This is a genomic window from Salmonella sp. NW177, from assembly GCF_051811585.1.
Classification (GTDB): domain Bacteria; phylum Pseudomonadota; class Gammaproteobacteria; order Enterobacterales; family Enterobacteriaceae; genus Salmonella; species Salmonella enterica.
In genome coordinates this window covers 1236496-1260203 of the sequence record NZ_JAMMZV010000001.1, presented here as the reverse complement: position 1 = coordinate 1260203, position 23708 = coordinate 1236496, and the positions used below count along the sequence as shown (strand labels likewise).

At 50.2% G+C, this 23708-nt stretch carries 28 protein-coding genes; 14 read left to right on the top strand and 14 right to left on the bottom strand.

The window, feature by feature from the left end; all coding sequences use genetic code 11:
* Nucleotides 1–312 precede the first annotated feature (312 nt).
* The 4 genes from ghrA (at nucleotide 313) to NA986_RS06625 (ending at nucleotide 3234) form a co-directional block, all read left to right on the top strand.
* The gene (gene ghrA, locus NA986_RS06640; protein ID WP_023216572.1) at nucleotides 313–1251 is read left to right on the top strand and encodes a glyoxylate/hydroxypyruvate reductase GhrA; all 939 of its coding nucleotides are present in this window, start codon (nucleotides 313–315) and stop codon (nucleotides 1249–1251) included.
* A gap of 84 nt (nucleotides 1252–1335) precedes the next feature.
* Nucleotides 1336–2073 (top strand): phosphatase, encoded by a 738-nt coding sequence (locus NA986_RS06635; protein WP_000283643.1) that lies wholly within the window; start codon nucleotides 1336–1338, stop codon nucleotides 2071–2073.
* A gap of 23 nt (nucleotides 2074–2096) precedes the next feature.
* Entirely contained in the window at nucleotides 2097–2651 is a 555-nt protein-coding gene (locus NA986_RS06630; RefSeq protein ID WP_001001883.1) for a TorD/DmsD family molecular chaperone, read from the top strand.
* Between the two features lie 100 nt (nucleotides 2652–2751).
* Complete coding sequence (locus NA986_RS06625; protein WP_023204999.1) at nucleotides 2752–3234, top strand: DUF1097 domain-containing protein; 483 nt, start codon at nucleotides 2752–2754, stop codon at nucleotides 3232–3234.
* Between the two features lie 38 nt (nucleotides 3235–3272).
* Here NA986_RS06625 and csgG read toward each other — a convergent pair whose 3' ends face one another.
* The 4 genes from csgG to csgD are packed head-to-tail and all read right to left on the bottom strand — an operon-like array spanning nucleotide 3273 to nucleotide 5626.
* The gene (csgG, locus tag NA986_RS06620) at nucleotides 3273–4106 is read right to left on the bottom strand and encodes a curli production assembly/transport protein CsgG (RefSeq protein ID WP_001137620.1); all 834 of its coding nucleotides are present in this window, start codon (nucleotides 4104–4106) and stop codon (nucleotides 3273–3275) included.
* Nucleotides 4107–4132: 26 nt separating this feature from the next.
* On the bottom strand, nucleotides 4133–4549 hold the full coding sequence (gene csgF / locus NA986_RS06615; RefSeq protein ID WP_001264073.1) for a curli production assembly/transport protein CsgF: 417 nt from the start codon (nucleotides 4547–4549) through the stop codon (nucleotides 4133–4135).
* 26 nt (nucleotides 4550–4575) lie between these two features.
* Nucleotides 4576–4971 (bottom strand): curli production assembly/transport protein CsgE, encoded by a 396-nt coding sequence (gene csgE / locus NA986_RS06610; RefSeq protein ID WP_000833307.1) that lies wholly within the window; start codon nucleotides 4969–4971, stop codon nucleotides 4576–4578.
* A gap of 4 nt (nucleotides 4972–4975) precedes the next feature.
* A complete protein-coding gene (gene csgD / locus NA986_RS06605; protein WP_023216570.1) occupies nucleotides 4976–5626 on the bottom strand; it encodes a biofilm master transcriptional regulator CsgD in 651 nt (216 codons plus the stop codon).
* Between the two features lie 754 nt (nucleotides 5627–6380).
* On the opposite strand from csgD, the gene csgB reads away from it, so the two are divergent.
* The 6 genes from csgB to NA986_RS06575 all read left to right on the top strand — a co-directional run bounded on the left by csgB (nucleotide 6381) and on the right by NA986_RS06575 (nucleotide 10222).
* A complete protein-coding gene (gene csgB / locus NA986_RS06600) occupies nucleotides 6381–6836 on the top strand; it encodes a curli minor subunit CsgB (RefSeq protein ID WP_000791655.1) in 456 nt (151 codons plus the stop codon).
* 41 nt (nucleotides 6837–6877) lie between these two features.
* Nucleotides 6878–7333 (top strand): curli major subunit CsgA, encoded by a 456-nt coding sequence (csgA, locus tag NA986_RS06595; protein WP_000771416.1) that lies wholly within the window; start codon nucleotides 6878–6880, stop codon nucleotides 7331–7333.
* Nucleotides 7334–7394: 61 nt separating this feature from the next.
* Nucleotides 7395–7721, top strand: a complete 327-nt coding sequence (gene csgC / locus NA986_RS06590) for a curli assembly chaperone CsgC (RefSeq protein ID WP_000557256.1) — start codon at nucleotides 7395–7397, stop codon at nucleotides 7719–7721.
* 130 nt (nucleotides 7722–7851) lie between these two features.
* The gene (locus NA986_RS06585; RefSeq protein WP_000111257.1) at nucleotides 7852–8172 is read left to right on the top strand and encodes a type 1 fimbrial protein; all 321 of its coding nucleotides are present in this window, start codon (nucleotides 7852–7854) and stop codon (nucleotides 8170–8172) included.
* A gap of 87 nt (nucleotides 8173–8259) precedes the next feature.
* Nucleotides 8260–8799: an O-acetyl-ADP-ribose deacetylase gene (gene ymdB, locus NA986_RS06580; protein ID WP_000203941.1), complete on the top strand. Its 540-nt coding sequence runs from the start codon at nucleotides 8260–8262 to the stop codon at nucleotides 8797–8799.
* Nucleotides 8735–10222, top strand: coding sequence for a phospholipase D family protein (locus NA986_RS06575; RefSeq protein WP_000976323.1), 1488 nt, complete (start codon nucleotides 8735–8737; stop codon nucleotides 10220–10222). The genes ymdB and NA986_RS06575 overlap by 65 nt, the downstream gene beginning before the upstream one ends.
* 16 nt (nucleotides 10223–10238) lie before the next feature.
* Here the strand turns inward: NA986_RS06575 and mdoC are convergent, their stop codons facing one another.
* Complete coding sequence (gene mdoC / locus NA986_RS06570) at nucleotides 10239–11393, bottom strand: glucans biosynthesis protein MdoC (RefSeq protein ID WP_000100069.1); 1155 nt, start codon at nucleotides 11391–11393, stop codon at nucleotides 10239–10241.
* 271 nt (nucleotides 11394–11664) lie between these two features.
* On the opposite strand from mdoC, the gene mdoG reads away from it, so the two are divergent.
* The 3 genes from mdoG to NA986_RS06555 all read left to right on the top strand — a co-directional run bounded on the left by mdoG (nucleotide 11665) and on the right by NA986_RS06555 (nucleotide 16037).
* Entirely contained in the window at nucleotides 11665–13200 is a 1536-nt protein-coding gene (gene mdoG / locus NA986_RS06565) for a glucans biosynthesis protein MdoG (protein WP_001562609.1), read from the top strand.
* A complete protein-coding gene (gene mdoH, locus NA986_RS06560) occupies nucleotides 13193–15736 on the top strand; it encodes a glucans biosynthesis glucosyltransferase MdoH (RefSeq protein ID WP_001044610.1) in 2544 nt (847 codons plus the stop codon). The genes mdoG and mdoH overlap by 8 nt, the downstream gene beginning before the upstream one ends.
* Nucleotides 15737–15809: 73 nt before the next feature.
* Nucleotides 15810–16037, top strand: a complete 228-nt coding sequence (locus tag NA986_RS06555) for a YceK/YidQ family lipoprotein (RefSeq protein ID WP_001217832.1) — start codon at nucleotides 15810–15812, stop codon at nucleotides 16035–16037.
* On the opposite strand, the gene NA986_RS06550 is transcribed toward NA986_RS06555, so the two are convergent.
* The 3 genes from NA986_RS06550 to NA986_RS06540 all read right to left on the bottom strand — a co-directional run bounded on the left by NA986_RS06550 (nucleotide 16038) and on the right by NA986_RS06540 (nucleotide 18783).
* Nucleotides 16038–16412, bottom strand: coding sequence for a MysB family protein (locus NA986_RS06550; RefSeq protein WP_023216568.1), 375 nt, complete (start codon nucleotides 16410–16412; stop codon nucleotides 16038–16040). It lies immediately after the preceding gene.
* An 81-nt stretch (nucleotides 16413–16493) separates the two neighbouring features.
* The gene (gene mdtG, locus NA986_RS06545; protein ID WP_000075053.1) at nucleotides 16494–17708 is read right to left on the bottom strand and encodes a multidrug efflux MFS transporter MdtG; all 1215 of its coding nucleotides are present in this window, start codon (nucleotides 17706–17708) and stop codon (nucleotides 16494–16496) included.
* A 154-nt stretch (nucleotides 17709–17862) separates the two neighbouring features.
* Nucleotides 17863–18783 (bottom strand): Kdo(2)-lipid IV(A) acyltransferase, encoded by a 921-nt coding sequence (locus NA986_RS06540; RefSeq protein ID WP_000163977.1) that lies wholly within the window; start codon nucleotides 18781–18783, stop codon nucleotides 17863–17865.
* Between the two features lie 219 nt (nucleotides 18784–19002).
* Here NA986_RS06540 and trhO point away from each other — a divergent pair, with 219 nt between their 5' ends.
* The gene (gene trhO / locus NA986_RS06535) at nucleotides 19003–20055 is read left to right on the top strand and encodes an oxygen-dependent tRNA uridine(34) hydroxylase TrhO (protein ID WP_001144637.1); all 1053 of its coding nucleotides are present in this window, start codon (nucleotides 19003–19005) and stop codon (nucleotides 20053–20055) included.
* 51 nt (nucleotides 20056–20106) lie between these two features.
* On the opposite strand, the gene NA986_RS06530 is transcribed toward trhO, so the two are convergent.
* From NA986_RS06530 to dinI, 6 genes are all read right to left on the bottom strand, one after another.
* Nucleotides 20107–20682, bottom strand: a complete 576-nt coding sequence (locus tag NA986_RS06530; protein WP_000739886.1) for a YceI family protein — start codon at nucleotides 20680–20682, stop codon at nucleotides 20107–20109.
* Nucleotides 20679–21251, bottom strand: coding sequence for a cytochrome b (locus NA986_RS06525; protein WP_001159776.1), 573 nt, complete (start codon nucleotides 21249–21251; stop codon nucleotides 20679–20681). The genes NA986_RS06530 and NA986_RS06525 overlap by 4 nt, the downstream gene beginning before the upstream one ends.
* A 262-nt stretch (nucleotides 21252–21513) precedes the next feature.
* Nucleotides 21514–21627, bottom strand: a complete 114-nt coding sequence (locus NA986_RS06520; RefSeq protein WP_001253282.1) for a YceO family protein — start codon at nucleotides 21625–21627, stop codon at nucleotides 21514–21516.
* Between the two features lie 40 nt (nucleotides 21628–21667).
* Complete coding sequence (solA, locus tag NA986_RS06515; protein WP_023216567.1) at nucleotides 21668–22786, bottom strand: N-methyl-L-tryptophan oxidase; 1119 nt, start codon at nucleotides 22784–22786, stop codon at nucleotides 21668–21670.
* 112 nt (nucleotides 22787–22898) lie between these two features.
* Nucleotides 22899–23153, bottom strand: coding sequence for a biofilm formation regulator BssS (bssS, locus tag NA986_RS06510; RefSeq protein ID WP_000414441.1), 255 nt, complete (start codon nucleotides 23151–23153; stop codon nucleotides 22899–22901).
* A 289-nt stretch (nucleotides 23154–23442) separates the two neighbouring features.
* The gene (gene dinI, locus NA986_RS06505; protein WP_001217763.1) at nucleotides 23443–23688 is read right to left on the bottom strand and encodes a DNA damage-inducible protein I; all 246 of its coding nucleotides are present in this window, start codon (nucleotides 23686–23688) and stop codon (nucleotides 23443–23445) included.
* Nucleotides 23689–23708: the final 20 nt, after the last annotated feature.

Below are 23708 nucleotides of genomic sequence, written 5' to 3'. Positions count from 1 at the left end.
GGGGATTCGAACCCCCGATACGTTGCCGTATACACACTTTCCAGGCGTGCTCCTTCAGCCACTCGGACACCTCACCAAATTGTCGCTCCAGCATTACTGGAACGGGCGCTAATGTAGGGAAATATCCTTTCTACGTCAATCAACTTTTTTAAAAAAAAAGCGCGTTTATACAAACTTCCACCAATCTGTGGCTTTAATAAGCGAAAACTGCTTTTTTTGCCCGCGCCGGGAAATTTGCTATGCTGCACATCCCGTTGAAAACGCTGATAACAGGCGCAATCACATTCCGCACAATACTGCTCAGGAGATAACATGGAGATAATTTTTTATCACCCGACATTTAACGCCGCCTGGTGGGTAAATGCGCTGGAGAAGGCTCTCCCACATGCGCGCGTTCGTGAATGGAAGGTCGGTGATAACAACCCCGCAGACTATGCGCTTGTATGGCAGCCCCCGGTTGAAATGCTGGCCGGAAGACGCTTAAAAGCCGTCTTTGCGCTGGGCGCGGGGGTGGATGCAATTCTGAGTAAATTAAATGCGCATCCGGAAATGCTGGACGCCTCCATTCCTCTATTCCGTCTGGAAGATACCGGAATGGGCCTGCAAATGCAGGAGTATGCCGTCAGCCAGGTATTACACTGGTTCCGTCGTTTCGATGATTATCAGGCGCTGAAAAATCAGGCGCTATGGAAACCGTTGCCGGAATATACCCGCGAAGAGTTTAGCGTCGGTATCATGGGCGCAGGGGTACTGGGCGCAAAAGTGGCAGAAAGTCTACAGGCGTGGGGGTTCCCGTTACGTTGCTGGAGTCGTAGCCGCAAATCCTGGCCTGGCGTGGAAAGTTATGTTGGGCGTGAAGAGCTGCACGCTTTCCTGAACCAGGCGCGGGTGCTGATTAATCTGCTGCCGAATACGGCCCAAACGGTAGGAATTATTAATAGCGAATTGTTGGATCAATTGCCGGATGGCGCTTACGTGTTGAATCTCGCGCGCGGCGTGCATGTTCAGGAGGCGGATCTGCTGGCTGCGCTTGATAGCGGTAAGCTAAAAGGCGCGATGTTGGATGTCTTTAGCCAGGAACCGTTACCGCAGGAAAGTCCATTATGGCGCCATCCGCGAGTCGCCATGACGCCGCACATTGCGGCAGTCACCCGTCCAGCGGAAGCCATCGATTATATTAGCCGCACCATTACCCAGCTGGAGAAGGGAGAGCCGGTGACGGGGCAGGTGGATCGGGCGAGAGGATATTGACATCAACCCGGCGCGGGCCGGGTTTCGCTAAAAAACGCTGGCGATACCTGCTATCCTTGTCGGAAATGACTACAGGAGAGAGCAATGTATCCCGTTGACCTGCATATGCATACCGTCGCCAGCACTCATGCCTACAGTACTCTGAGCGATTATATCGCGGAAGCCAAACGCAAAGGCATTAAACTTTTTGCGATTACCGATCATGGTCCGGACATGGAAGATGCGCCGCATCACTGGCATTTTATTAACATGCGCATCTGGCCGCGTCTGGTTGACGGCGTGGGGATACTGCGTGGCATTGAGGCGAATATCAAGAACATTAACGGTGAAATTGATTGTTCCGGAAAGATGTTCGACTCGCTGGATCTGATTATCGCAGGCTTCCATGAGCCCGTTTTTGCGCCGCATGATAAAGAAACCAATACCCAGGCGATGATCGCGACCATCGCCAGCGGCAAGGTGCATATAATTAGTCACCCCGGAAATCCAAAGTATCCAGTGGAGGTTAAAGCCATCGCGCAGGCGGCGGCGAAACACCATGTAGCGCTGGAAATCAACAACTCTTCTTTTCTGCATTCGCGTAAAGGAAGCGAAGATAATTGCCGCGCGGTCGCTGCCGCCGTACGCGATGCGGGAGGCTGGGTAGCGTTAGGATCTGATTCCCATACGGCCTTTACGCTTGGCGATTTCACCGAATGCCGGAAAATTCTGGATGCGGTGAATTTTCCGGAAGATCGAATCCTGAACGTCTCGCCGCAGCGCTTACTGGCCTTTCTCGAATCACGCGGTATGGCGCCTGTACCGGAATTTGCCGAACTATAATCGTTATTTACGGGAAGATATCAATGAATGAGTTTTCAATCCTGTGCCGTGTGCTGGGATCGTTGTTTTACCGCCAACCGCAAGATCCTTTACTGGTTCCGCTGTTTACGTTAATCCGTGAAGGTAAACTGGCGGCAAACTGGCCGCTGGAGCAGGATGACATGCTGGCGCGTTTACAGAAAAGCTGCGATATCACGCAGATTTCCACTGATTACAATGCGTTATTTGTTGGGGAAGAGTGCGCGGTAGCGCCATACCGCAGTGCGTGGGTCGAAGGCGCGGAAGAGTCTGAGGTGCGCGCTTTTTTAACGTCGCGAGGGATGCCGCTGGCCGATACGCCTGCCGATCACATTGGCACTTTATTGCTCGCGGCCTCCTGGCTGGAAGATCAGTCTGCCGAAGATGAAAGTGAAGCGCTGGAAACCTTATTTGCCGATTATCTGCTTCCCTGGTGCAATACCTTCCTCGGTAAAGTTGAAGCCCATGCCGTTACGCCATTCTGGCGCACTCTGGCGCCGCTAACGCGTGATGCGATAGGGGCCATGTGGGATGAACTTCAGGAAGAAGATGAAGAATAATGTGATGTAAATCACTCTTAACTGCAACGGGTTTTACATCATTGCATAAAATGTGTGCGTGATCTCATTAATGTGCCGCTTTTCTGTTATGATGCGCGCCATGAACATACTTCTTTCTATTGCTATCACGACGGGCATCCTTTCTGGAATATGGGGATGGGTGGCCGTCTCCCTGGGGTTACTAAGCTGGGCCGGTTTTTTAGGCTGTACGGCTTATTTCGCCTGTCCGCAGGGCGGCTTTAAGGGATTGTTAATTTCTGCCTGTACGCTGTTAAGCGGTATGGTGTGGGCGCTGGTCATTATTCACGGTAGCGCGTTGGCGCCGCATCTGGAAATTGTCAGTTACGTGTTGACGGGGGTCGTGGCATTCCTGATGTGTATCCAGGCAAAGCAGCTATTGCTTTCTTTTGTTCCGGGAACATTTATCGGCGCCTGCGCGACATTTGCAGGGCAGGGTGACTGGCGGTTGGTATTACCGTCGCTGGCGCTGGGGCTAATCTTTGGCTATGCCATGAAAAATAGTGGGCTATGGCTGGCATCACGCCGCGAGCAACATTCAGCGAATACGGCGGTCACAAAATAAAAAAAGCGTGGGGTCTTCCCCACGCTTTGTCGTATTCATCAGGATTCTGGCGGTACTGACAGCTCACGGTATTTCACCAGAATATCATTTTGCCTGTCCGCTTTATTCTGCAAATCCCACAGTCCACGATCGATACCATCATTAATGAGGAAGATAACGCCGGTTTCAATGGCTGACATCAGACACAGCATCACCGGTTCGTTCGAGGTATAGCCGATTTCGCCTTCCAGTAAGCGCTGGTAATCAATAAAACGGAACACGCCTGCCTGTACTTCATAGGAAAGGATCGTTTTACTGGTGTTCACCGAAGAAAGGATCTCGCCCGTACTGACGTTAACCACGCGCAGGTTGACAGCAATCTGATCCAGCTGATACTGCGTATCGGCGCCAATACCGAAATATCTTGCGCCGACCCCACCGGATTTGACGTTACTTTCATAACCAATAATAGAACCTTCCACCATAATATTTGCCGCCGTCAGCGACTGAAGCGGGATACGGTTATTCATCGCCACGGTGCCGTTTTCCTGGGCTGCGCGAATAATTTTCCGTTCATTCAAAAGATTCTGTAAGCCTTGTCGTTCCAGCGGGATAAACCAGCGCGAATCTTTCAGCGCAGTGACCAACATAGCGGTGGCGCTCTGCGGCACAGCCGTAGAAAAGTTACTTGCCGGGTAAGGTTTAAATTGGCCCGTTTCATCCTGAATGTTATATACCGAAACAAAGATCTTACCGGTGGGAGCAGGTAAGTGCGTCAAATCTTTGTAACTTTGTGCGCGGGGCATTAATGTCGGTTTCGCAGCTTGTTTCGGCGGGGCAGTTAAGCATCCGCTCAACAATAAAACGGCAACCAAAATAAGTAAGCGCGGCATGATTTATATCCTTTAGTGACTGTAGCTTAAAAATCGGTTGACTGAGTTTGTAAACCTGACACTTCGATGGTCGAGGTTCTTCCCGTTTTTCTGTCCGTGACGTTGAGCTGGAGCTGTCCGTCGCGGTTAGCGATATCGATAATAAAATCGTTGGTCACCATACGTCCTGGTTTCCCGGTATTAATATTGGTCAACAAGCCGCCCAGAATTTGCGATTGAATAGCCTGTGTAAAGTTATCCAACGCTGAGGGGGTTTCGATACCAAAATCGTTATCATAAGCGGGGTCTTTATATGAATTTTGCGCCTGGGCGCTATTCAATAAAAAGGAACCGTTATTGGGGTTTCCACCAAAGTTAGGATTACGGAACTGGAACGTCATATTTCCAGCCCAGGTTAATGGCGAAAAAAGCATGAGTAGCACTACTGCATGTTTAACACGCATGACAGCCTCCGGATAAAAATCATGTTTTAGAATTCATCACGCGCTAAATCACTCGTACTTAATAGCGTTTGATCTATTTGTCGGCGATTTAATGCTTCCTCTGTTTGCGCTAATGCGAAGACGACGGTTTTCTCGAAGTCTCTTTTCATTGGAAATAAAAAGGTCTGGAAAATAACGTCCTGATTTACCGTTATGGTGATCCAGCTTCCCCAACGCGCACTGGGTCTTTCATTAATGGTCAGATTGCCGGTGTATTCGCTTTCCCATTTGTCGCTGAATGCACGATAGAATTCATGTCCTATCGAAGAGACGGTATGGTCGGTTAACAATCCGGGAACCTCGACTTCAACTTCATTGGCATGCAGGTTTCCGGTAGCGAACAGTAACTCTGCTGCTACAATCCAGGTCAGATAGCGTTTCATGGCCTTACCGCCTGAGATTATCGTTTGCCCATGAAACTGCCTGGGTGCGATTTTTGACAGCTATCTTTTTGAAAAGATTATAAAGATGTGTCTTAACCGTATTCTCGCTGATAAATAGCGACCTGGCGATTTCATTATTAGAGGCACCAATACGTAACTTATTGAGGATCTCTTTTTCGCGATGAGTGAGTAATGCGGACTCGGTGCTGTTGTAGCGGTAATTTCCTGAGTGTGTAATCAGGTAACTGGCTAATTTTTGTGAAAAATAGCATTCGCCCCGCAGAACACCCTGTAATCCGCTGACCACGTGTTCCTGGTCTTCAGTGGCGTAAAACACGCCGTTAATATGAGGCCAGTTTTCAATTTCACGGTAGGGATAATCGTCAGGGGTATTTAACAATAATGTTTTTATATTATTGTTTTTGCGGCTTAAATTATCCTGCCAATAGTGGATAAGCTTCTTATCCGCTTCCATCATATCCATTAAAACAATGCAACCGGCTGAGATATCTTCCAGAGAACGTTGAATATTATGCAGTTTTCCGGTTATGGCCAGCGATTGCTTTAAATGTTGCAATAATGCCGTAGCTTGCAGAGATGGCTTTGTGATCAACAATAGTGTGTGACCATGACTACTATGGACTTCATTAAACATGATGAAACTCCACTTTTTTTAATCGCACATCTGACAGCTGCCCCCATAAAATAAAGGCACCAGAAGTACTGACAGATGTTGCACTGCTGTGGGTTGAAATAGCCCATTATCCAGAAAGAGAAAAATATTTACGAAAATACTTTTAACTGTTTTCAATCTAGCCATTACAAATCTTAAAGCAAGTGTTAAACTTGTAACAATATGTAAAAATATATATTAAAATGTTGTTTTTGGGTTTTTTTGAAGTTTAGATTTGATAGTAAAGTTGTACATTTCGCTGTTATTGCATAGATTTAAAAAATCATACAAATTATAATAATTCATTGATTTTTAATCATTTTAATTATTATATGTTATGTTTTGATTTTATTTTTTCTTAAAATTTGAGACGTGGCATTAACCTGGACAGCACAAAGACAAAAAAAACGAAGTGTGTCACGTCTTGTGCGTATTGCCCCCCATAGGAAGCATAAGAACATCCCCATGGCGGCATAACACACACCAACACTTCATTTTTTGGGTTCGCGATACACTATCTTCTATGGCCAAAAATCAATTATAAAAAATCACATGGCTATCGTTTTATTAGCACTTTGGTATGAGCTTAAATAACAAAATACCACGCGTGGGTGAGTTATTAAAAATGTTTCCACGGACATACTCTTCATCGTAACGACGCGTTAACAAAAAACGCATGTCGCTAACAAGGTAATAGATAATTTTCGCTATGTACGACCAGGTCCAGGGTGACAGCATGAAAAACAAATTGTTATTTATGATGTTGACAATACTGGGTGCGCCTGGGATTGCAACCGCGACAAATTATGATCTGGCTCGTTCAGAGTATAATTTTGCGGTAAATGAATTAAGCAAGTCTTCATTTAATCAGGCGGCCATTATTGGTCAAGTCGGCACGGATAATAGTGCCAGAGTACGCCAGGAAGGATCAAAACTATTGTCCGTTATTTCACAAGAAGGAGGAAATAATCGGGCGAAAGTCGACCAGGCAGGGAATTATAACTTTGCGTATATTGAGCAAACGGGCAATGCCAACGATGCCAGTATATCGCAAAGCGCTTACGGTAATAGTGCGGCTATTATCCAGAAAGGTTCTGGAAATAAGGCCAATATTACCCAGTACGGTACGCAGAAAACAGCAGTTGTAGTGCAGAAACAGTCGCATATGGCTATTCGCGTCACCCAACGCTAATACCGTTACGACTTTTAAATCAATCCGATGGGGGTTTTACCATGAAACTTTTAAAAGTGGCAGCATTCGCAGCAATCGTAGTTTCTGGCAGTGCTCTGGCTGGCGTCGTTCCACAATGGGGCGGCGGCGGTAATCATAACGGCGGCGGCAATAGTTCCGGCCCGGACTCAACGTTGAGCATTTATCAGTACGGTTCCGCTAACGCTGCGCTTGCTCTGCAAAGCGATGCCCGTAAATCTGAAACGACTATTACCCAGAGCGGTTATGGTAACGGCGCCGATGTAGGCCAGGGTGCGGATAACAGTACTATTGAACTGACTCAGAATGGTTTCAGAAACAATGCCACCATCGACCAGTGGAACGCTAAAAACTCCGATATTACTGTCGGTCAATACGGCGGTAATAACGCCGCGCTGGTTAATCAGACCGCATCTGATTCCAGCGTAATGGTGCGTCAGGTTGGTTTTGGCAACAACGCCACGGCTAACCAGTATTAATTTAGCGTCTGCGCTAATAAAAAAACAGGGCATAAGCCCTGTTTTTTTTCGGGAGGAAATTATGCATACTTTATTGCTCCTTGCCGCACTTTCAAATCAGATTACGTTTACCACGACTCAGCAAGGCGATATTTACACGGTGATCCCTCAGGTCACATTAAACGAACCCTGCGTCTGTCAGGTGCAAATTCTCTCTGTGCGCGACGGCGTCGGGGGACAAAGCCATACACAGCAAAAACAAACGCTATCTTTACCTGCTAATCAACCGATTGAGTTGTCTCGTCTTAGTGTAAATATATCTTCAGAGGACTCGGTTAAAATTATTGTTACTGTTTCGGACGGACAATCACTGCATTTATCACAACAATGGCCGCCTTCTGCACAGTAGTTTTTAATGGTGGCGGAAATGGATTGGCTGACCTGGGTATAAAGAGGCGATAAAAGCGTCTCATCGTCTCGGCATGTCGCTAAAAGGTAACGCCGAACCCTCGAGGATGACTAATCATTGAGGAGTTAACATGTCCGTAATCAAGAAAAATATCCCTGGCATAGGCCTGTGTATCTGCGCTTTTTTTATCCATTCTGCGGTAGGGCAACAAACGGTACAGGGCGGCGTTATCCATTTTCGCGGCGCGATTGTTGAGCCACTGTGCGATATTTCTACTCACGCCGAAAATATTGATTTAACCTGCCTACGCGAAGGTAAAAAGCAAATGCACCGGATTGACCTTCGGCAGGCATCTGGATTACCGCAGGATATTCAGTCCATTGCGACGGTACGGCTGCATTATCTCGATGCGCAAAAAAGCCTGGCGGTGATGAATATTGAGTACCGTTAACGGCGGTGTCATAGATATAAAAAGAGCGACTCTGTTGAAAGCCCTGCTGTACACTTTGCAGATAAGGTGAGACAAAGGGGGGGGGTTATGACATCACGTCTTCAGGTCATACAGGGTGATATCACTCAACTTAGCGTCGATGCGATTGTGAATGCCGCTAACGCATCATTAATGGGCGGCGGCGGCGTAGACGGCGCGATTCATCGCGCGGCGGGGCCGGCATTGCTGGACGCCTGTAAACTCATCCGCCAGCAACAGGGCGAATGTCAGACGGGACATGCGGTTATCACGCCTGCTGGCAAGCTTTCGGCAAAGGCGGTTATTCACACAGTGGGGCCCGTCTGGCGAGGCGGCGAACACCAGGAAGCTGAGCTACTCGAAGAGGCATACCGGAATTGTTTGCTGCTTGCCGAGGCGAATCACTTTCGTTCCATCGCTTTTCCGGCAATCAGTACCGGCGTTTATGGCTATCCACGCGCCCAGGCCGCTGAGATCGCCGTCAGGACGGTTTCAGATTTTATTACCCGTTACGCTCTGCCTGAACAAGTATACTTTGTCTGTTATGATGAAGAAACTGCCCGGCTTTACGCAAGATTACTTACTCAGCAAGGCGACGACCCTGCCTGATAAAACACGCCTGGAGCGTGCCGTTGAACCGCTATGCGCGCGCCATCCCGGAGAGTGCGGCATTCTGGCGCTGGATAACAGTCTGGACGCTTTTGCCGCCCGCTACCGCCTGACCGAAATGGCGGCGCGGACGCTGGATGTGCAGTATTATATTTGGGAAGACGATATGTCCGGGCGGCTGCTCTTTTCGGTACTGCTGTCGGCGGCGAAGCGCGGCGTTCATGTTCGTCTGCTGCTGGATGATAACAATACGCCTGGTCTGGATGATACGTTGCGCTTGCTGGATAGCCATCCTAATATCGAAGTTCGTCTGTTTAATCCTTTCTCTTTTCGTACGCTACGCGCGCTGGGATATTTGACGGATTTTGCGCGGCTGAATCGGCGGATGCACAATAAAAGTTACACTGCCGACGGCGTAGTGACGCTGGTCGGTGGGCGCAACATCGGCGATGCCTATTTCGGCGCTGGCGAGGAGCCGTTATTTTCCGATCTGGACGTGATGGCCATTGGCCCGGTGGTCAATGATGTCGCCAATGATTTTGAACGTTACTGGCGCTGTAGTTCAGTGTCGACATTGCAGCAAGTATTATCCCTTTCTGAGCAGGAACTGACGCAGCGTATCGAACTTCCCGAATCCTGGTATAACGATGAGATCACCCGCCGTTATCTGCATAAGCTGGAAACCAGCCAGTTTATGGCGGATCTCGATCGCGGAACGTTGCCGCTGATTTGGGCAAAAACACGCTTGCTTAGCGATGACCCTTCTAAAGGCGAGGGGAAGGCGCAGCGCCATTCGCTTCTTCCGCAGCGATTATTTGACGTGATGGGGTCGCCGACGGAGCGTATCGACATTATTTCCGCTTACTTTGTCCCTACGCGCGCAGGCGTGGCGCAGTTGCTTAATCTGGTCAGGAAAGGCGTGAAGATCGCCATCTTAACTAACTCTCTGGCGGCCAACGATGTGGCGGTCGTTCACGCAGGGTACGCGCGCTGGCGCAAGAAATTACTGCGCTATGGCGTGGAGCTCTACGAACTGAAACCGACCCGCGAACATGAAACCGCCGTACATGATCGCGGACTCACCGGGAACTCAGGTTCCAGCTTACATGCTAAAACGTTCAGTATTGATGGTAGTAAGGTGTTTATCGGGTCGCTTAATTTTGATCCCCGTTCAACGCTTTTAAATACCGAAATGGGCTTTGTCATTGAAAGTGAAACGCTGGCGACGCTTATTCATAAGCGTTTTACGCAGAGCCAACGCGATGCGGCCTGGCAACTGCGGCTGGATCGCTGGGGACGAATTAACTGGATCGATCGTCAGCAAGAAGAGGAAAAGGTGTTAAAGAAAGAACCCGCTACGCGTTTCTGGCAGCGAGTTCTGGTACGGTTGGCGGCAATTTTACCTGTGGAATGGTTGCTGTGAACCCGCGCGCGGAAAACTACCCGATCGCGGCGCGGCTTTCTTGTTTTACCGGCGGTTTACCTGAAAAGAGAAATTTCAGAAGCGGGATGCGTAAATGAATTTCATACAGAATTAACGCAATACCCATAACAAATATCAGCCCGCACAAGAACCCGATCAGGTTGGAGGAGATATGCGGCGTAATATACGCGCCAAAGAAAAGCGTTAAGGGATGATGCACCAGATAGATAAACAGCGAAGCATTCACGAAATAGGTGACACGCGCGGACTGGAAGTTTAACAAGCGATGCCCCAGTGAGAATACCACGTTCACCATCCACAGCCCCATTACCATCGTAATCACGGATTCGGTTTCGTACATCCAGGCGTCGCCGCTCCCATAACGTTGATTCAGCAGATACGCGATAAAAGCAACGGCAGCGCCTAAAGTGCATCCGCGTGAGGGCGTGGTGAAGCGCGCTTTCAGATCGGGGTGAATGAAGGCCAACGCGCCGAGAATAAAAAACGGCACATAAAATAGCGTTTGCATCACAATAAAATTGAACATGCCGTCACTGAGGATTGCCGGATATACGATGAAAATAATGCGCCTGATAGCGGCGTAAGCCATCCCCAGCAGGAAAAAAATAAGCGAAAGCCTGGCCAGTGAAATAGCGGCGGGACGAGGCTTGCTTGTTTCCTGCCTTTTTTGGAACCAGGTAAAAATCCCGATGCTGACTGTGGTTAATATCACCAGCACCAGTAAAAACCACAGATGTGAAATGAGTTCCCACGCTAACGTATTATATTTTTCATAGGCAGAGAGTGTAGGCCAGTTCTCTGTTTTCTCTTTGACATATTGCAACAGGATAAATTGCGGCAAGGTAAGCAAAGGGATTGCGGTAAGCATGGGAATACCCACACGTTCTACCCGTACTTTCCACCAGCGTTTTAACGGATAACGTAAAAACAACATGTACGAAAAATAACCAGAAATAACAAAAAATACCTGCATACGAAAAGCGTGGATAAAATCGTTAAACAGAGTTAGCCACCACGATGGCGTGGCGCTATTGACATGCCAACTGTGAGTGGAATAGATCAACGAGATATGAAAGGGAATCCCTAACAACATCAACCATGCGCGGATAGAGTCAAGAAAATATTCACGCGGCGCGGGTACAGAGCTCATATAAGGTCACGTATTCTCAGATTTTTCACCTTATCCATAAGGCGAATTATAGTTACATTCGGTAGCAACCCTACACCAACTCCGACAACCTGTCTCCAGGATAAGCACGCAAAGTGAAAACAGGCGCGGGAGGTGCTTAATCCATGAGCCAGCGCGCTGAACAAAGCCTGGATTCAGTTGTCGTAATGCCTGATTATCCATTAAAATGGATCGGATCGATATAAGCACACAAAGGGGGAAGTGCTTACTTATTATGAAACATAAACGACAAATGATGAAAATGCGTTGGTTGGGCGCAGCTATTATGTTAACGCTTTACGCATCATCGAGCTGGGCGTTCAGTATTGATGACGTGGCAAAACAAGCTCAATCTTTAGCCGGGAAAGGCTATGAGGCGCCTAAAAGCAACTTGCCCTCCGTTTTCCGCGACATGAAATATGCGGATTATCAGCAGATCCAGTTTAACAGCGATAAAGCCTACTGGAACAACTTAAAGACCCCTTTTAAGCTCGAATTTTACCATCAGGGGATGTACTTCGATACGCCGGTCAAGATTAACGAAGTGACGGCGACGACGGTCAAAAGAATCAAATACAGCCCGGATTACTTCAATTTTGGCAATGTTCAGCACGATAAAGACACGGTAAAAGATTTAGGCTTCGCCGGGTTCAAAGTACTGTACCCCATCAACAGTAAAGATAAGAACGACGAAATCGTCAGTATGCTTGGCGCCAGCTATTTCCGTGTTATCGGCGCAGGCCAGGTATATGGCTTATCTGCGCGCGGCCTGGCGATTGATACCGCCTTACCATCTGGTGAAGAGTTTCCCCGCTTTCGCGAGTTCTGGATTGAGCGTCCAAAACCCACCGATAAGCGTTTGACCGTCTATGCATTACTCGATTCTCCGCGCGCGACCGGCGCTTACCGTTTTGTGATCATTCCTGGCCGCGATACCGTGGTGGACGTGCAGTCAAAAGTCTATCTGCGCGATAAAGTAGGCAAGCTGGGCGTTGCGCCATTAACCAGTATGTTCCTGTTTGGGCCAAACCAGCCGTCGCCGACGACCAACTATCGTCCGGAACTGCATGACTCGAACGGCTTATCCATTCATGCGGGTAATGGCGAGTGGATTTGGCGTCCGCTGAACAATCCAAAACACCTCGCTGTGAGCAGCTATGCGATGGAAAACCCTCAGGGATTCGGCCTGTTGCAGCGTGGTCGCGAGTTCTCGCGCTTTGAAGATTTAGACGATCGCTACGACCTGCGTCCAAGCGCCTGGATTACCCCGAAAGGCGACTGGGGCAAAGGTAAGGTTGAACTGGTTGAAATTCCGACCAATGATGAAACCAACGATAACATCGTCGCTTACTGGACTCCGGATCAACTGCCGGAACCGGGTAAAGAGATGAACTTCAAGTACACTCTGACCTTCAGCCGCGATGAAGATAAACTTCATGCGCCGGATAATGCCTGGGTGCTGCAAACACGCCGCTCAACGGGCGACGTTAAACAGTCAAATCTGATTCGCCAGCCCGACGGCACTATTGCCTTTGTGGTGGATTTCGTTGGCGCCGACATGAAAAAACTGCCGCCGGATACGCCCGTCGCTGCGCAAACCAGCATTGGCGATAACGGTGAAATCGTTGACAGTAATGTACGCTATAACCCAGTCACTAAAGGCTGGCGTTTAATGCTGCGCGTGAAAGTCAAAGACGCGAAGAAAACCACGGAAATGCGTGCCGCATTGGTGAATGCCGATCAGACGCTAAGTGAAACCTGGAGCTACCAGTTACCTGCCAATGAATAAAACAACTGAGTATATTGACGCACTGCTGCTTTCTGAACGTGAGAAAGCGGCATTGCCGAAAACTGACATCCGCGCCGTACATCAGGCGCTGGATGCCGAGCATCGGACTTACTCGCGAGAAGACGATTCACCGCAGGGTTCCGTAAAAGCCCGCCTTGAACACGCCTGGCCGGATTCATTGGCGAAGGGGCAGTTAATTAAAGATGATGAAGGGCGCGATCAGTTGCAGGCTATGCCAAAAGCGACGCGCTCTTCGATGTTTCCCGATCCCTGGCGAACCAACCCGGTTGGACGTTTCTGGGATCGTCTGCGTGGGCGGGATGTAACGCCGCGCTATGTTTCTCGTCTGACAAAAGAAGAGCAGGCGAGCGAGCAAAAATGGCGTACCGTCGGCACTATACGCCGCTATATTTTGTTAATTTTGACTCTGGCGCAAACCGTCGTCGCGACCTGGTATATGAAGACCATTCTGCCTTATCAGGGATGGGCGCTCATCAATCCTATGGATATGGTGGGGCAGGATATTTGGGTCTCCTTTATGCAGCTCCTGCCCTACATGCTGCAAACCGGTATCCTGATTTTGTTTGCCGTGCTGTTCTGCTGGGTGTCAGCCGGATTCTGGACGGCGCTGATGGGCTTCCTGCAACTGCTTATCGGGCGCGATAAGTACAGCATCTCCGCGTCTACGGTTGGCGATGAGCCCCTCAATCCGGAACACCGGACGGCGCTGATCATGCCTATCTGTAATGAAGATGTTAGCCGCGTTTTCGCCGGTCTGCGCGCGACCTGGGAGTCCGTTAAAGCCACAGGCAACGCCGCGCATTTTGACGTCTATATCCTTAGCGACAGTTACAACCCGGATATCTGCGTGGCGGAGCAAAAGGCGTGGATGGAGCTTATTGCGGAAGTGCAGGGCGAAGGCCAAATTTTTTACCGTCGCCGCCGCCGCCGTATGAAACGCAAAAGCGGCAATATTGACGATTTTTGCCGCCGCTGGGGCAATCAGTACAGCTATATGGTGGTGCTGGACGCGGACTCAGTGATGAGCGGCGAGTGTCTGAGCGGTCTGGTGCGCCTGATGGAAGCGAATCCAAACGCCGGGATTATCCAGTCTTCGCCGAAAGCGTCGGGGATGGATACTCTGTATGCCCGCTGCCAACAGTTCGCGACCCGTGTTTATGGACCGCTGTTTACCGCCGGGCTGCACTTCTGGCAGTTGGGGGAGTCGCACTACTGGGGGCACAATGCCATTATCCGCGTGAAGCCGTTTATCGAGCACTGCGCTCTGGCGCCGCTGCCGGGAGAAGGTTCGTTCGCCGGATCGATTCTTTCCCACGACTTTGTGGAGGCGGCGCTAATGCGTCGGGCAGGGTGGGGCGTCTGGATTGCCTACGATCTCCCCGGTTCCTATGAAGAACTGCCACCAAACCTGCTGGATGAGCTTAAACGCGACCGCCGCTGGTGTCACGGCAACCTGATGAACTTTCGTCTGTTCCTGGTGAAAGGAATGCACCCGGTGCATCGCGCCGTGTTCCTGACGGGGGTAATGTCATATCTGTCCGCGCCGTTATGGTTCATGTTCCTCGCGCTTTCTACCGCGCTGCAGGTCGTTCATGCGTTAACAGAGCCGCAATATTTCCTTCAGCCGCGCCAGCTTTTTCCGGTCTGGCCGCAGTGGCGTCCGGAACTGGCAATCGCGCTGTTTGCGTCAACGATGGTGCTGCTGTTCCTGCCGAAGCTGCTCAGTATTATGCTGATCTGGTGTAAAGGCACCAAAGAGTATGGCGGTTTCTGGCGCGTTACGCTGTCGCTGTTGCTGGAAGTGCTGTTCTCCGTGTTGCTGGCGCCGGTGCGTATGCTGTTTCATACCGTGTTTGTGGTCAGCGCGTTCCTCGGCTGGGAAGTGGTCTGGAACTCACCGCAACGCGACGATGATTCTACGCCGTGGGGAGAAGCCTTTATGCGTCACGGCTCTCAACTGCTGCTGGGGCTGGTCTGGGCGGTGGGTATGGCGTGGCTGGATTTACGCTTTCTATTCTGGCTGGCGCCGATTGTCTTTTCGCTGATTCTGTCGCCATTTGTTTCGGTGATCTCTAGTCGTTCAACGGTAGGATTACGCACCAAACGCTGGAAGCTGTTCCTGATCCCGGAAGAGTATTCGCCGCCTCAGGTGTTGGTCGATACCGATAAATATCTGGAGATGAATCGCCGCCGTATTCTGGACGATGGCTTTATGCATGCGGTATTTAACCCGTCGCTTAATGCGCTGGCGACCGCGATGGCCACTGCGCGTCACCGCGCCAGTAAGGTACTGGAAATAGCCCGCGATCGTCATGTGGAGCAGGCGCTAAACGAAACGCCGGAGAAACTGAACCGCGATCGGCGTCTGGTTTTGCTCAGCGATCCGGTGACGATGGCGCGTTTACACTATCGGGTCTGGAATGCGCCAGAGAGATACTCTTCCTGGGTAAACCATTATCAGTCTCTCGTCCTGAATCCGCAGGCGTTGCAGGGACGAACATCGTCAGCGAGATAAGGTCTTCAGGTCTGGAGTGAGGTGAAAAATACCGGCGTGATGCCGGTATTTTTATAGTGAAATGAGGTATCAGGTGCGTATATTCGCGGTGAGCATAATGGTGATTACCCTGAGCGGCTGCGGCAGTATTATCAGCAGAACGATCCCCGGACAAGGACACGGCAACCAGTATTACCCTGGCGTGCAGTGGGATATGCGTGATTCCGCATGGCGCTATATCACTATCCTCGATCTGCCCTTCTCACTGATCTTCGATACACTGCTACTGCCGCTCGATATTCACCACGGGCCTTATGAGTAATTAACGCTCATCCCATTCGTCTGCCGCAGTACGGCTTTCCTCGGTATCAAGCGGGGGTTCAAGCTGGAATTCCCCTTCATCCCATTCATGCAAAGTATTCTCTTCCTGCCACTCCTGGCGGATCTCTATCTCATCATAATCGCCGTCAAACACGCTCTGCGCGGCTTCACCACTCAGCATCGGCAGACATTCGCCATCTTCACCTTCATCGGCGAAAAATTCGACCTGCCACATGATGTCCCCATCCTGCAGTACATATTTCTGAACGTTGAACTGCTGCACATTCGCTTCGTCTTGTTCGAGGCCTGGATGGTCAGCCAGAAATTCTTCCCGGGCTGCATCGATAGCTTCTTCCAGCGTGGCATACATGGTCATCAGTGTCTCCCTTTGATTTGATGAGGTATTTAGGGAAAGAATAGCTGATTCTGTAATATTGCAAGTATGAAAGCGCAAAAATTATTCTATTGCCAGTCTGCGCCGTCGTAAGCTGTTCCATGAATAGATAGCATTGAACAACACCACGCCTGCCGTGACGCAGAATACGGCGCGGAAGCCATAGCTCGCGGAAATTGCGGCGCCCATGAGAGGGCCGGTGACGTTGCCGATATCGCGGAAAGATTGGTTGTAACTGAATATGCGCCCGGCTATCTGGTTGGTAGAGTTGTAAACCAGCAGAGTTTGAACGGCTGGCAGCAGCGCGCCATCCGCCGCGCCAAGCAGAAACCGCAATAGCGCGAGCTGCCACGGCGTTTGCACAAAAGACATTGGAATCAGCAGCAGTACGGAAATAATCAGCGCGACGATAAGAATCTTTTCCGGGCCAATTCTGTCGCCAAGCTTGCCGAGCCGGGGGGCGCTAAGTAATGCCGCCACGCCGGGAACGGACGCTATCATCCCGCTAATGAACGCAATATTACTGACATTTCCCGCGAGTTCGCGCACATAGAGCGTCAGGATGGGCGCAATAGACCCCGTCGCCACCTGAATAATCAGCGTGGTGACAAACAGGCTTAACACCAGGCGGGGATTTTTTAACGAGGCGACCACTTCCCGAACGTGAAGCATCTCTTTTTTGCTCACCGGCAGGAAATTCTCGCGAATAAAAAAGAAGGTGAGCAGAAAACAGATAAACAAAACGCTAGCGGTAATAAAAAAGACCGGGCGAAGGCCGTAATGGTCGGCGAGCAGACCGCCCGCAAGTGGGCCAAGCAGAGCGCCGCTGACGCCGCCAGTAGAGAGCGTCCCTAACGCCCAGCCGCTTTTATGGCGCGGCACCTGAGTGGCGATGAGCGCATTGGCGTTGGGAATAAATCCGCCCAGCAGGCCTAATAACGCGCGGAGGATCAGAAATTGCCAGATATTTTGCGCCATGCCCATTAACAGCATCACAATGGCCATGCCGAGAGCGGAACGCAACAGCATGATCTTACGCCCTTTACGATCCGCCAGGCCGCCCCAAAAAGGGGAAGCGATAGCTGAAAAGAGGAACGTAATACTAAAGACCAGCCCGGACCACATGTTGAGCGCGCTATGGCCTGTTACGCCGAGTTGCTCAACGTAGAGAGGGAGAAAAGGCATGACCAGACTGAATGCCGCGCCGGTTAAAAAACAGCCCAGCCAGGTAACGGTTAGATTGCGTTTCCAGTTTATGGGGACATCAGAGGGTGACATAGCGTTCCACAGTATGATGCGCGGTTTGCGCTATCATCAATTTAATTATGAGCGTACTAATTATAATTATGCGCCGACCTTACCAGCCTCGCAATGTGGGGAGCTTTTAAAGCTAAAAGAGGGGAAAAATTGCAGCCTGACGGCTGCAATCCTGTCAATAGCGCGACGGTACGCCTTCAGGGCGAGTTTTAAAGCGGCGATGCAGCCACATATACTGCTCTGGCGCCATCATAATGCACTGCTCAACAATCTTATTCATCCATGCGGCAGTCGCTTCTGCGCTCTCCAGCGGAGGCGAATATTCCGCAGGAAGAATGATCAGTTCGTAGCCTTTCCCGTCGGGTTTACGGCGAGGCACGAAGGGGATAATACAGGCTTTAGACATGCGCGCGAGCATCCAGGTACCGGAGGTCGTAGCGGCCTGGTCGACGGCGAATAATGGTACAAAAACGCTGGCGCGCGGGCCGTAATCGTGATCCGGCGCATACCAGATCAATTCGCCGCTTTTCAATGCCTTAACCATGCCTTTCAGATCTTTGCGATCCAACATTGATTTATTGGAACGTAAGCGTCCCCAGGTCTGTAACCAGTCGAGCAACGGATTATCATTCGGGCGATAAACTCCGATCCCCGGGTTATGCATACCAAACATGCGGGCGCCAAACTCAAGGGTAAGGAAATGTATTCCTACCAGAATGAACCCCAGCCCCTGCGCTTTAACTTCACGGATATGCTCCAGACCGCTCGCTTCCATCCAGCGGTTCACTCGCCGATCGGGCCAGAACCAGGCCATGCCGGTTTCCATCACGCCCATACCGACGGATTCAAAGTTTTTGACCACCATGGTGTGGCGTTCCTGCGCGGTCATTTCCGGAAAGCATAATTCAAGGTTGCGATAGGCGATTTTCGCGCGGCGTTTCATTACGCGTCGCGCCAGGTGGCCCAATGCGCAACCCAATTTATAGATGACCGGGTAGGGGAGTTGCACGACCAACCAAAGCGCGCCTATACCCAACCAGGTTAACCAATAGCGCGGGTGCAGTAAGGCCACGGAGAACTTAGGCAACTTCGTCATTTCTATCCTGTCTTTCAACGAACAATTCCCCGTATTCTCGCATCTTTTTGCGTTGAGCAAAAATATGTAGCAGGAGAGTGGCGATTAAATCGACAATTGTTGTTAATTATTTAGTGTAAAGCAGGAAATGTAGCGCAAAATGTGTGGATGTAAATTGGCGAGACTTGCCTTATCATGCCTGCCCACTTTATTTTTTGCTGATTGCAGGATACGTACACCATGCCAGTGTTACACAACCGCATCTCTAATGACGAGCTGAAAGCCAAAATGCTGGCGGAAAGCGAGCCGCGTACGACAATTTCTTTTTATAAATATTTCACTATCGCCTCGCCGCAACAGACGCGGGACGCGTTGTATCAGGTGTTTACGGCGTTGGACGTTTTTGGTCGCGTTTACCTGGCGCATGAGGGCATCAATGCGCAAATCAGCGTGCCGCAAAGCAAGGTCGAGACCTTTCGTCAACAGCTTTATACGTTCGATCCCGCGCTGGACGGGCTGCGTTTAAATATCGCGCTGGAGGATGACGGAAAGTCATTTTGGGTGCTGCGTATGAAAGTTCGCGACCGTATCGTTGCTGACGGTATTGACGATCCGACTTTTGACGCCAGTAATGTCGGCGATTATCTGAAGGCGGCAGATGTGAATGCGATGCTGGACGATCCTGACGCGGTCTTTATTGATATGCGCAACCACTATGAGTATGAAGTCGGCCATTTCGAAAATGCTCTGGAAATCCCGGCGGATACGTTTCGTGAACAGTTGCCAAAAGCGGTTGAAATGCTGCGGGAACATGCAGATAAAAAGATAGTGATGTACTGTACCGGCGGTATTCGTTGTGAGAAAGCCAGCGCCTGGATGAAACACAACGGTTTCAATAAAGTCTGGCATATTGAGGGTGGCATCATTGAGTACGCCCGTCGCGCGCGCGAGCAGGGGCTTCCCGTTCGCTTTATCGGCAAAAACTTTGTATTTGATGAGCGAATGGGCGAACGAATCTCGGATGAGGTTATCGCGCATTGCCATCAGTGCGGCGCGCCCTGCGATAGCCATACCAACTGCAAAAATGACGGTTGCCATCTGCTGTTTATCCAGTGTCCGCAGTGCGCCAGTAAATTTAACGGCTGCTGTAGTGAACAATGCTGTGAAGAGTTGGCCTTGCCGGAGGAAGAACAGCGCCGACGTCGCGCGGGTCGTGAGAACGGCAACAAAATTTTTAATAAATCGCGTGGTCGGCTTAATAGCAAACTGAGCATTCCCGATCCGGCTGAGTAATATTTTTCCGGATAGCGGCGTAAAGGCCGCTATCCGGCATTTCGCCAGGCGTTACTTCTGCTGAACGCCTTCTACTGAGATGATAAGCTCAACCTCTTGTGAGGCCGGGCCGAGATCGGTAGTTATATTGAAATCCTTCAGCTTAATTTTTCCTTCGGCCTCAAAGCCCGCGCGCTTACCGCCCCACGGATCGTCGCCCTGGCCCATCAGCTTCGCTTCCAGCGTCACCGGTTTAGTCACGCCATTGAGCGTCAGATTGCCGGTAATATCCAGTTCATCGCCCTCTTTTTTCACGCTGGTAGAGGTGAAGGTTGCCTGAGGGAATTTCGCAACATTAAGAAATTCCGCGCTACGCAGGTGTTTGTCACGTTCGGCATGGTTAGTGTCGACGCTATTGGTGTTAATGGTCACGTTCACTTTGTCTGCCGACGGATTTTTTTCGTCAAAAGTGAACGTGCCGTCGAAATCTTTAAAGGTGCCGTATAGCCAGCTGTAGCCCAGATGCTGAATGCGGAAATTGACGAACGCATGTTGGCCTTCTTTATCAATTTTATACTCCGCCGCCACGGCGGAACCGGTCGTGAATAACAAGGATGCGAGGGTGAATCCCAGCAGGTTTTTTTTCATTTTTGAGCTCCATAGTCAGATGACGACATTCCTGTCATACGTTTCAGAGTGTCGTCTTTATCGATGAAATGGTGTTTTAGCGCCATAACCCCATGCGAGAGCGAGATAATGACCAGCGACCAGGCAAACCACAGATGCAGCGTTCCGGCGATGTCAGCCTGCGCGCCCGCGTCCGTAAGCGTGGCCGGAATCTCAAACCAGCCAAAGACGCTAATCGGTTTACCATCGGCGGTGGAAATCAGGTAGCCGCTAATGATTATCGCAAAGAGCAGGAGATACAGGAGGAGATGACCCGCGGCGGCGCCAGCGCGCGTTAAACGGGAATAGCTGGTCAACGCAACGGGCGGCGGAGAATAAAGCCGCCAGATAATACGCACGATCAGCGCCATCATCAGTAATATGCCAATACTTTTATGCATTTCCGGTGCCTGGTGATACCAGCCGTCGTAATAACTTAGCGTGACCATCCATAAGCCCAACGCAAACATGCCATAGACCACCAGGGCGGTCAGCCAGTGGAGCGCGGCGGAAATCACGCCATAACGCTGTGGAGTATTTTTAAATTGCATAAACACACCAACGAATATTTCACGAGAGAATGAAAATGGCGTGGAAAAGCGCCGAATGCAACTTATAAATAAGAATTTGAATGATATTTATTTTTATTTCAATAATTTTGATGTTGTTTGCGGTTCAGCTTCAGAAGTTTCGAGATATTTCCCCCTGATAACCGCACAACGGCAGGAACTGACATTATTGCCGTGCTTCAACGTTATGAAATAAAAAGTGAGGAACTTTCAGGAAGTGTCAGTTAACGTCAATGGAAAGCAATCAGAAGAAAAGGAGATAAACAATATCCATCACCGCCAGCAGCGACCAAAGAATAACGTAAAGCATGAAATGTTCGCGAATATTATTCATCAGAAAATGAAAGAGACGGCGCATAGCTTACCTTAATAAACAGCCCCTTTACGGGGCCGACAAATTATTGGCTAAAACGGGAAAGCCGGAACGGCGTCAGATCAAAGGAGGGCGTTTTTCCCAACGCAAAATCCGTAGCGATTTCTCCTAACACCGGGGCGAATTTAAAACCATGTCCGCTGAGTCCAGTGATGACAAGCGTGTTCTCATGGCCAGGCAGCGTATCGATAATAAAATCCTCGTCCGGCGAATTATCATAGGTACATGCCGCCCCATGTAAACAACCGCCGATACCCGGCAGTACGTTACGCAGGAAAGGAAATGCTTCCGCGCCATCGCTGGCAACGGCGGCAAAGGGCTTGCGCTCTTCCGGAGCCTGTATTCGCTGTCCGCCATTGTGTTTGCCGATTTTTAACTCGTCGTTCTCCGCCGGGAAGCCGTAATATTGATCGCCGTTGGGCATTTCGCCGGTAAAGGCCGGAAAGCGGTTTTTAGTGCTGTAACGTCCATCCGCCTTAAACCAGGCAAAAACTTTACGTACGGGCTGAACGGGCAGCTCCGGTACCAGCGCTTTTACCCAGGTGCCCGCGCTAATCAGCGCCTTGCTGGCGTGGTAGCTGCCTTCACTCGTCTCTATCGTCACACCGTTATCATCATGATGAATATGGCTTACCTGGCTGTTGAATAGCTGTGCGCAGCCAGCCTCTCGAGCCAGACGAAGCCATGTGGTAATGGCTAATTCGCTGCGCAGGAAACCGGAGTCAGCTTCAAACAGCCCGATATAATTATCGGGCACGCGAATTTCCGGCCAGCGCGTCATGAGGGCCGTCGCGTCCAGGCGCTCGACGTTCAATTGCCACTGTTGCGCGCTTCGTGCGACGTTGGCTAAGAAAGCGGAATCGGCCGGGCCGAGGTTGACGACGCCGGAGCGGACAAAAATAGGCTCTTCATTGTGTGTGGAGAGTTCATCCCAAAGCGTCTGGGCGCGAAGCACCAGCGGGACATATTTTTCGCCTTCACCATAAGCGTGGCGGATAAGTCGGGTATCGCCGTGGTGGCTGCCCTGTTGATGAGGCGGCATATGCGCATCGGTCATCAGGACCTTTAGCCCGGCGCGGGTGGCGTAATAACCAGCGGCGGCGCCAACCGAACCGCTGCCGATAATAATAAGGTCGTATTTCATCAGCTTCTCTCTGCTATCGCGATGATTTCAGGGTAAATAACTGCGCTGAGATATACAAGCCAGAAATAAGTGAGGCACCTTACGGTGCCTGAGAGAGGGGGAGCGCGTCACGCTAATGGCGACGATACTCGTTTTCCTGGTAATCACCTGATTCTATTTTGGCGATGCCGGCTTCTAATATTGAAATAAATTGCCTGGCTACATCTGTTGTTAACCAGAGCGTTTGACCAACTTCAGTCCCTTCCGGTTCCGGACGATTTGGGGTCTGGTAGTGTAAACGCAGCATCAGCGCGTCATAGCTATCGACGGTGCTGATGTCCCATCCTACAAGCGGATGGGTCTGAATGACTTCATTATTCTTTTCCATCATGCCCCCCTGGTACGTGTTATAAGACAACGGTTCTCGAGGTTCAATGCGTGTTTTTCTTCTGAAGCAACTTCAGTATACCAATTAATAAGGCTATTCACTGCGTTTTTAAAGAGACCGGAGGATAAATTTCTCTTTTTAAGAATTATATGAACAATAAAGCGGCAGTTCATTCATATTTTTTTAGGATGTTGTGCAATTATTTTGACGGTCAGGTGAAATATTCATCAGTTGCGCAAATAAAAAAGCCGGGGCGACCCGGCAAACATACATCACTGCATATCATTTTTTATTCATTGATGAACCAGTCATCAGCGCTCTCCCAGGTCTCCTGGAGAATCTCGCTAATGCGTTCTTTGTCCTCTTTTGATGCGCCAATGACGGACAAGTTGTTGGCGGTAGCGTAACGCACGGTGACGTTACCCAAGTTCTCAGGAAAATGATGGCTAATACGACGGGAGAGTTCGCCCGCCAGCGCATCAATCGCACCGGCAGGCAGAGGTGACGTTTTGGCTATAGTGACTTCAATACGCATAATGGCCCCCTGTTGAATAT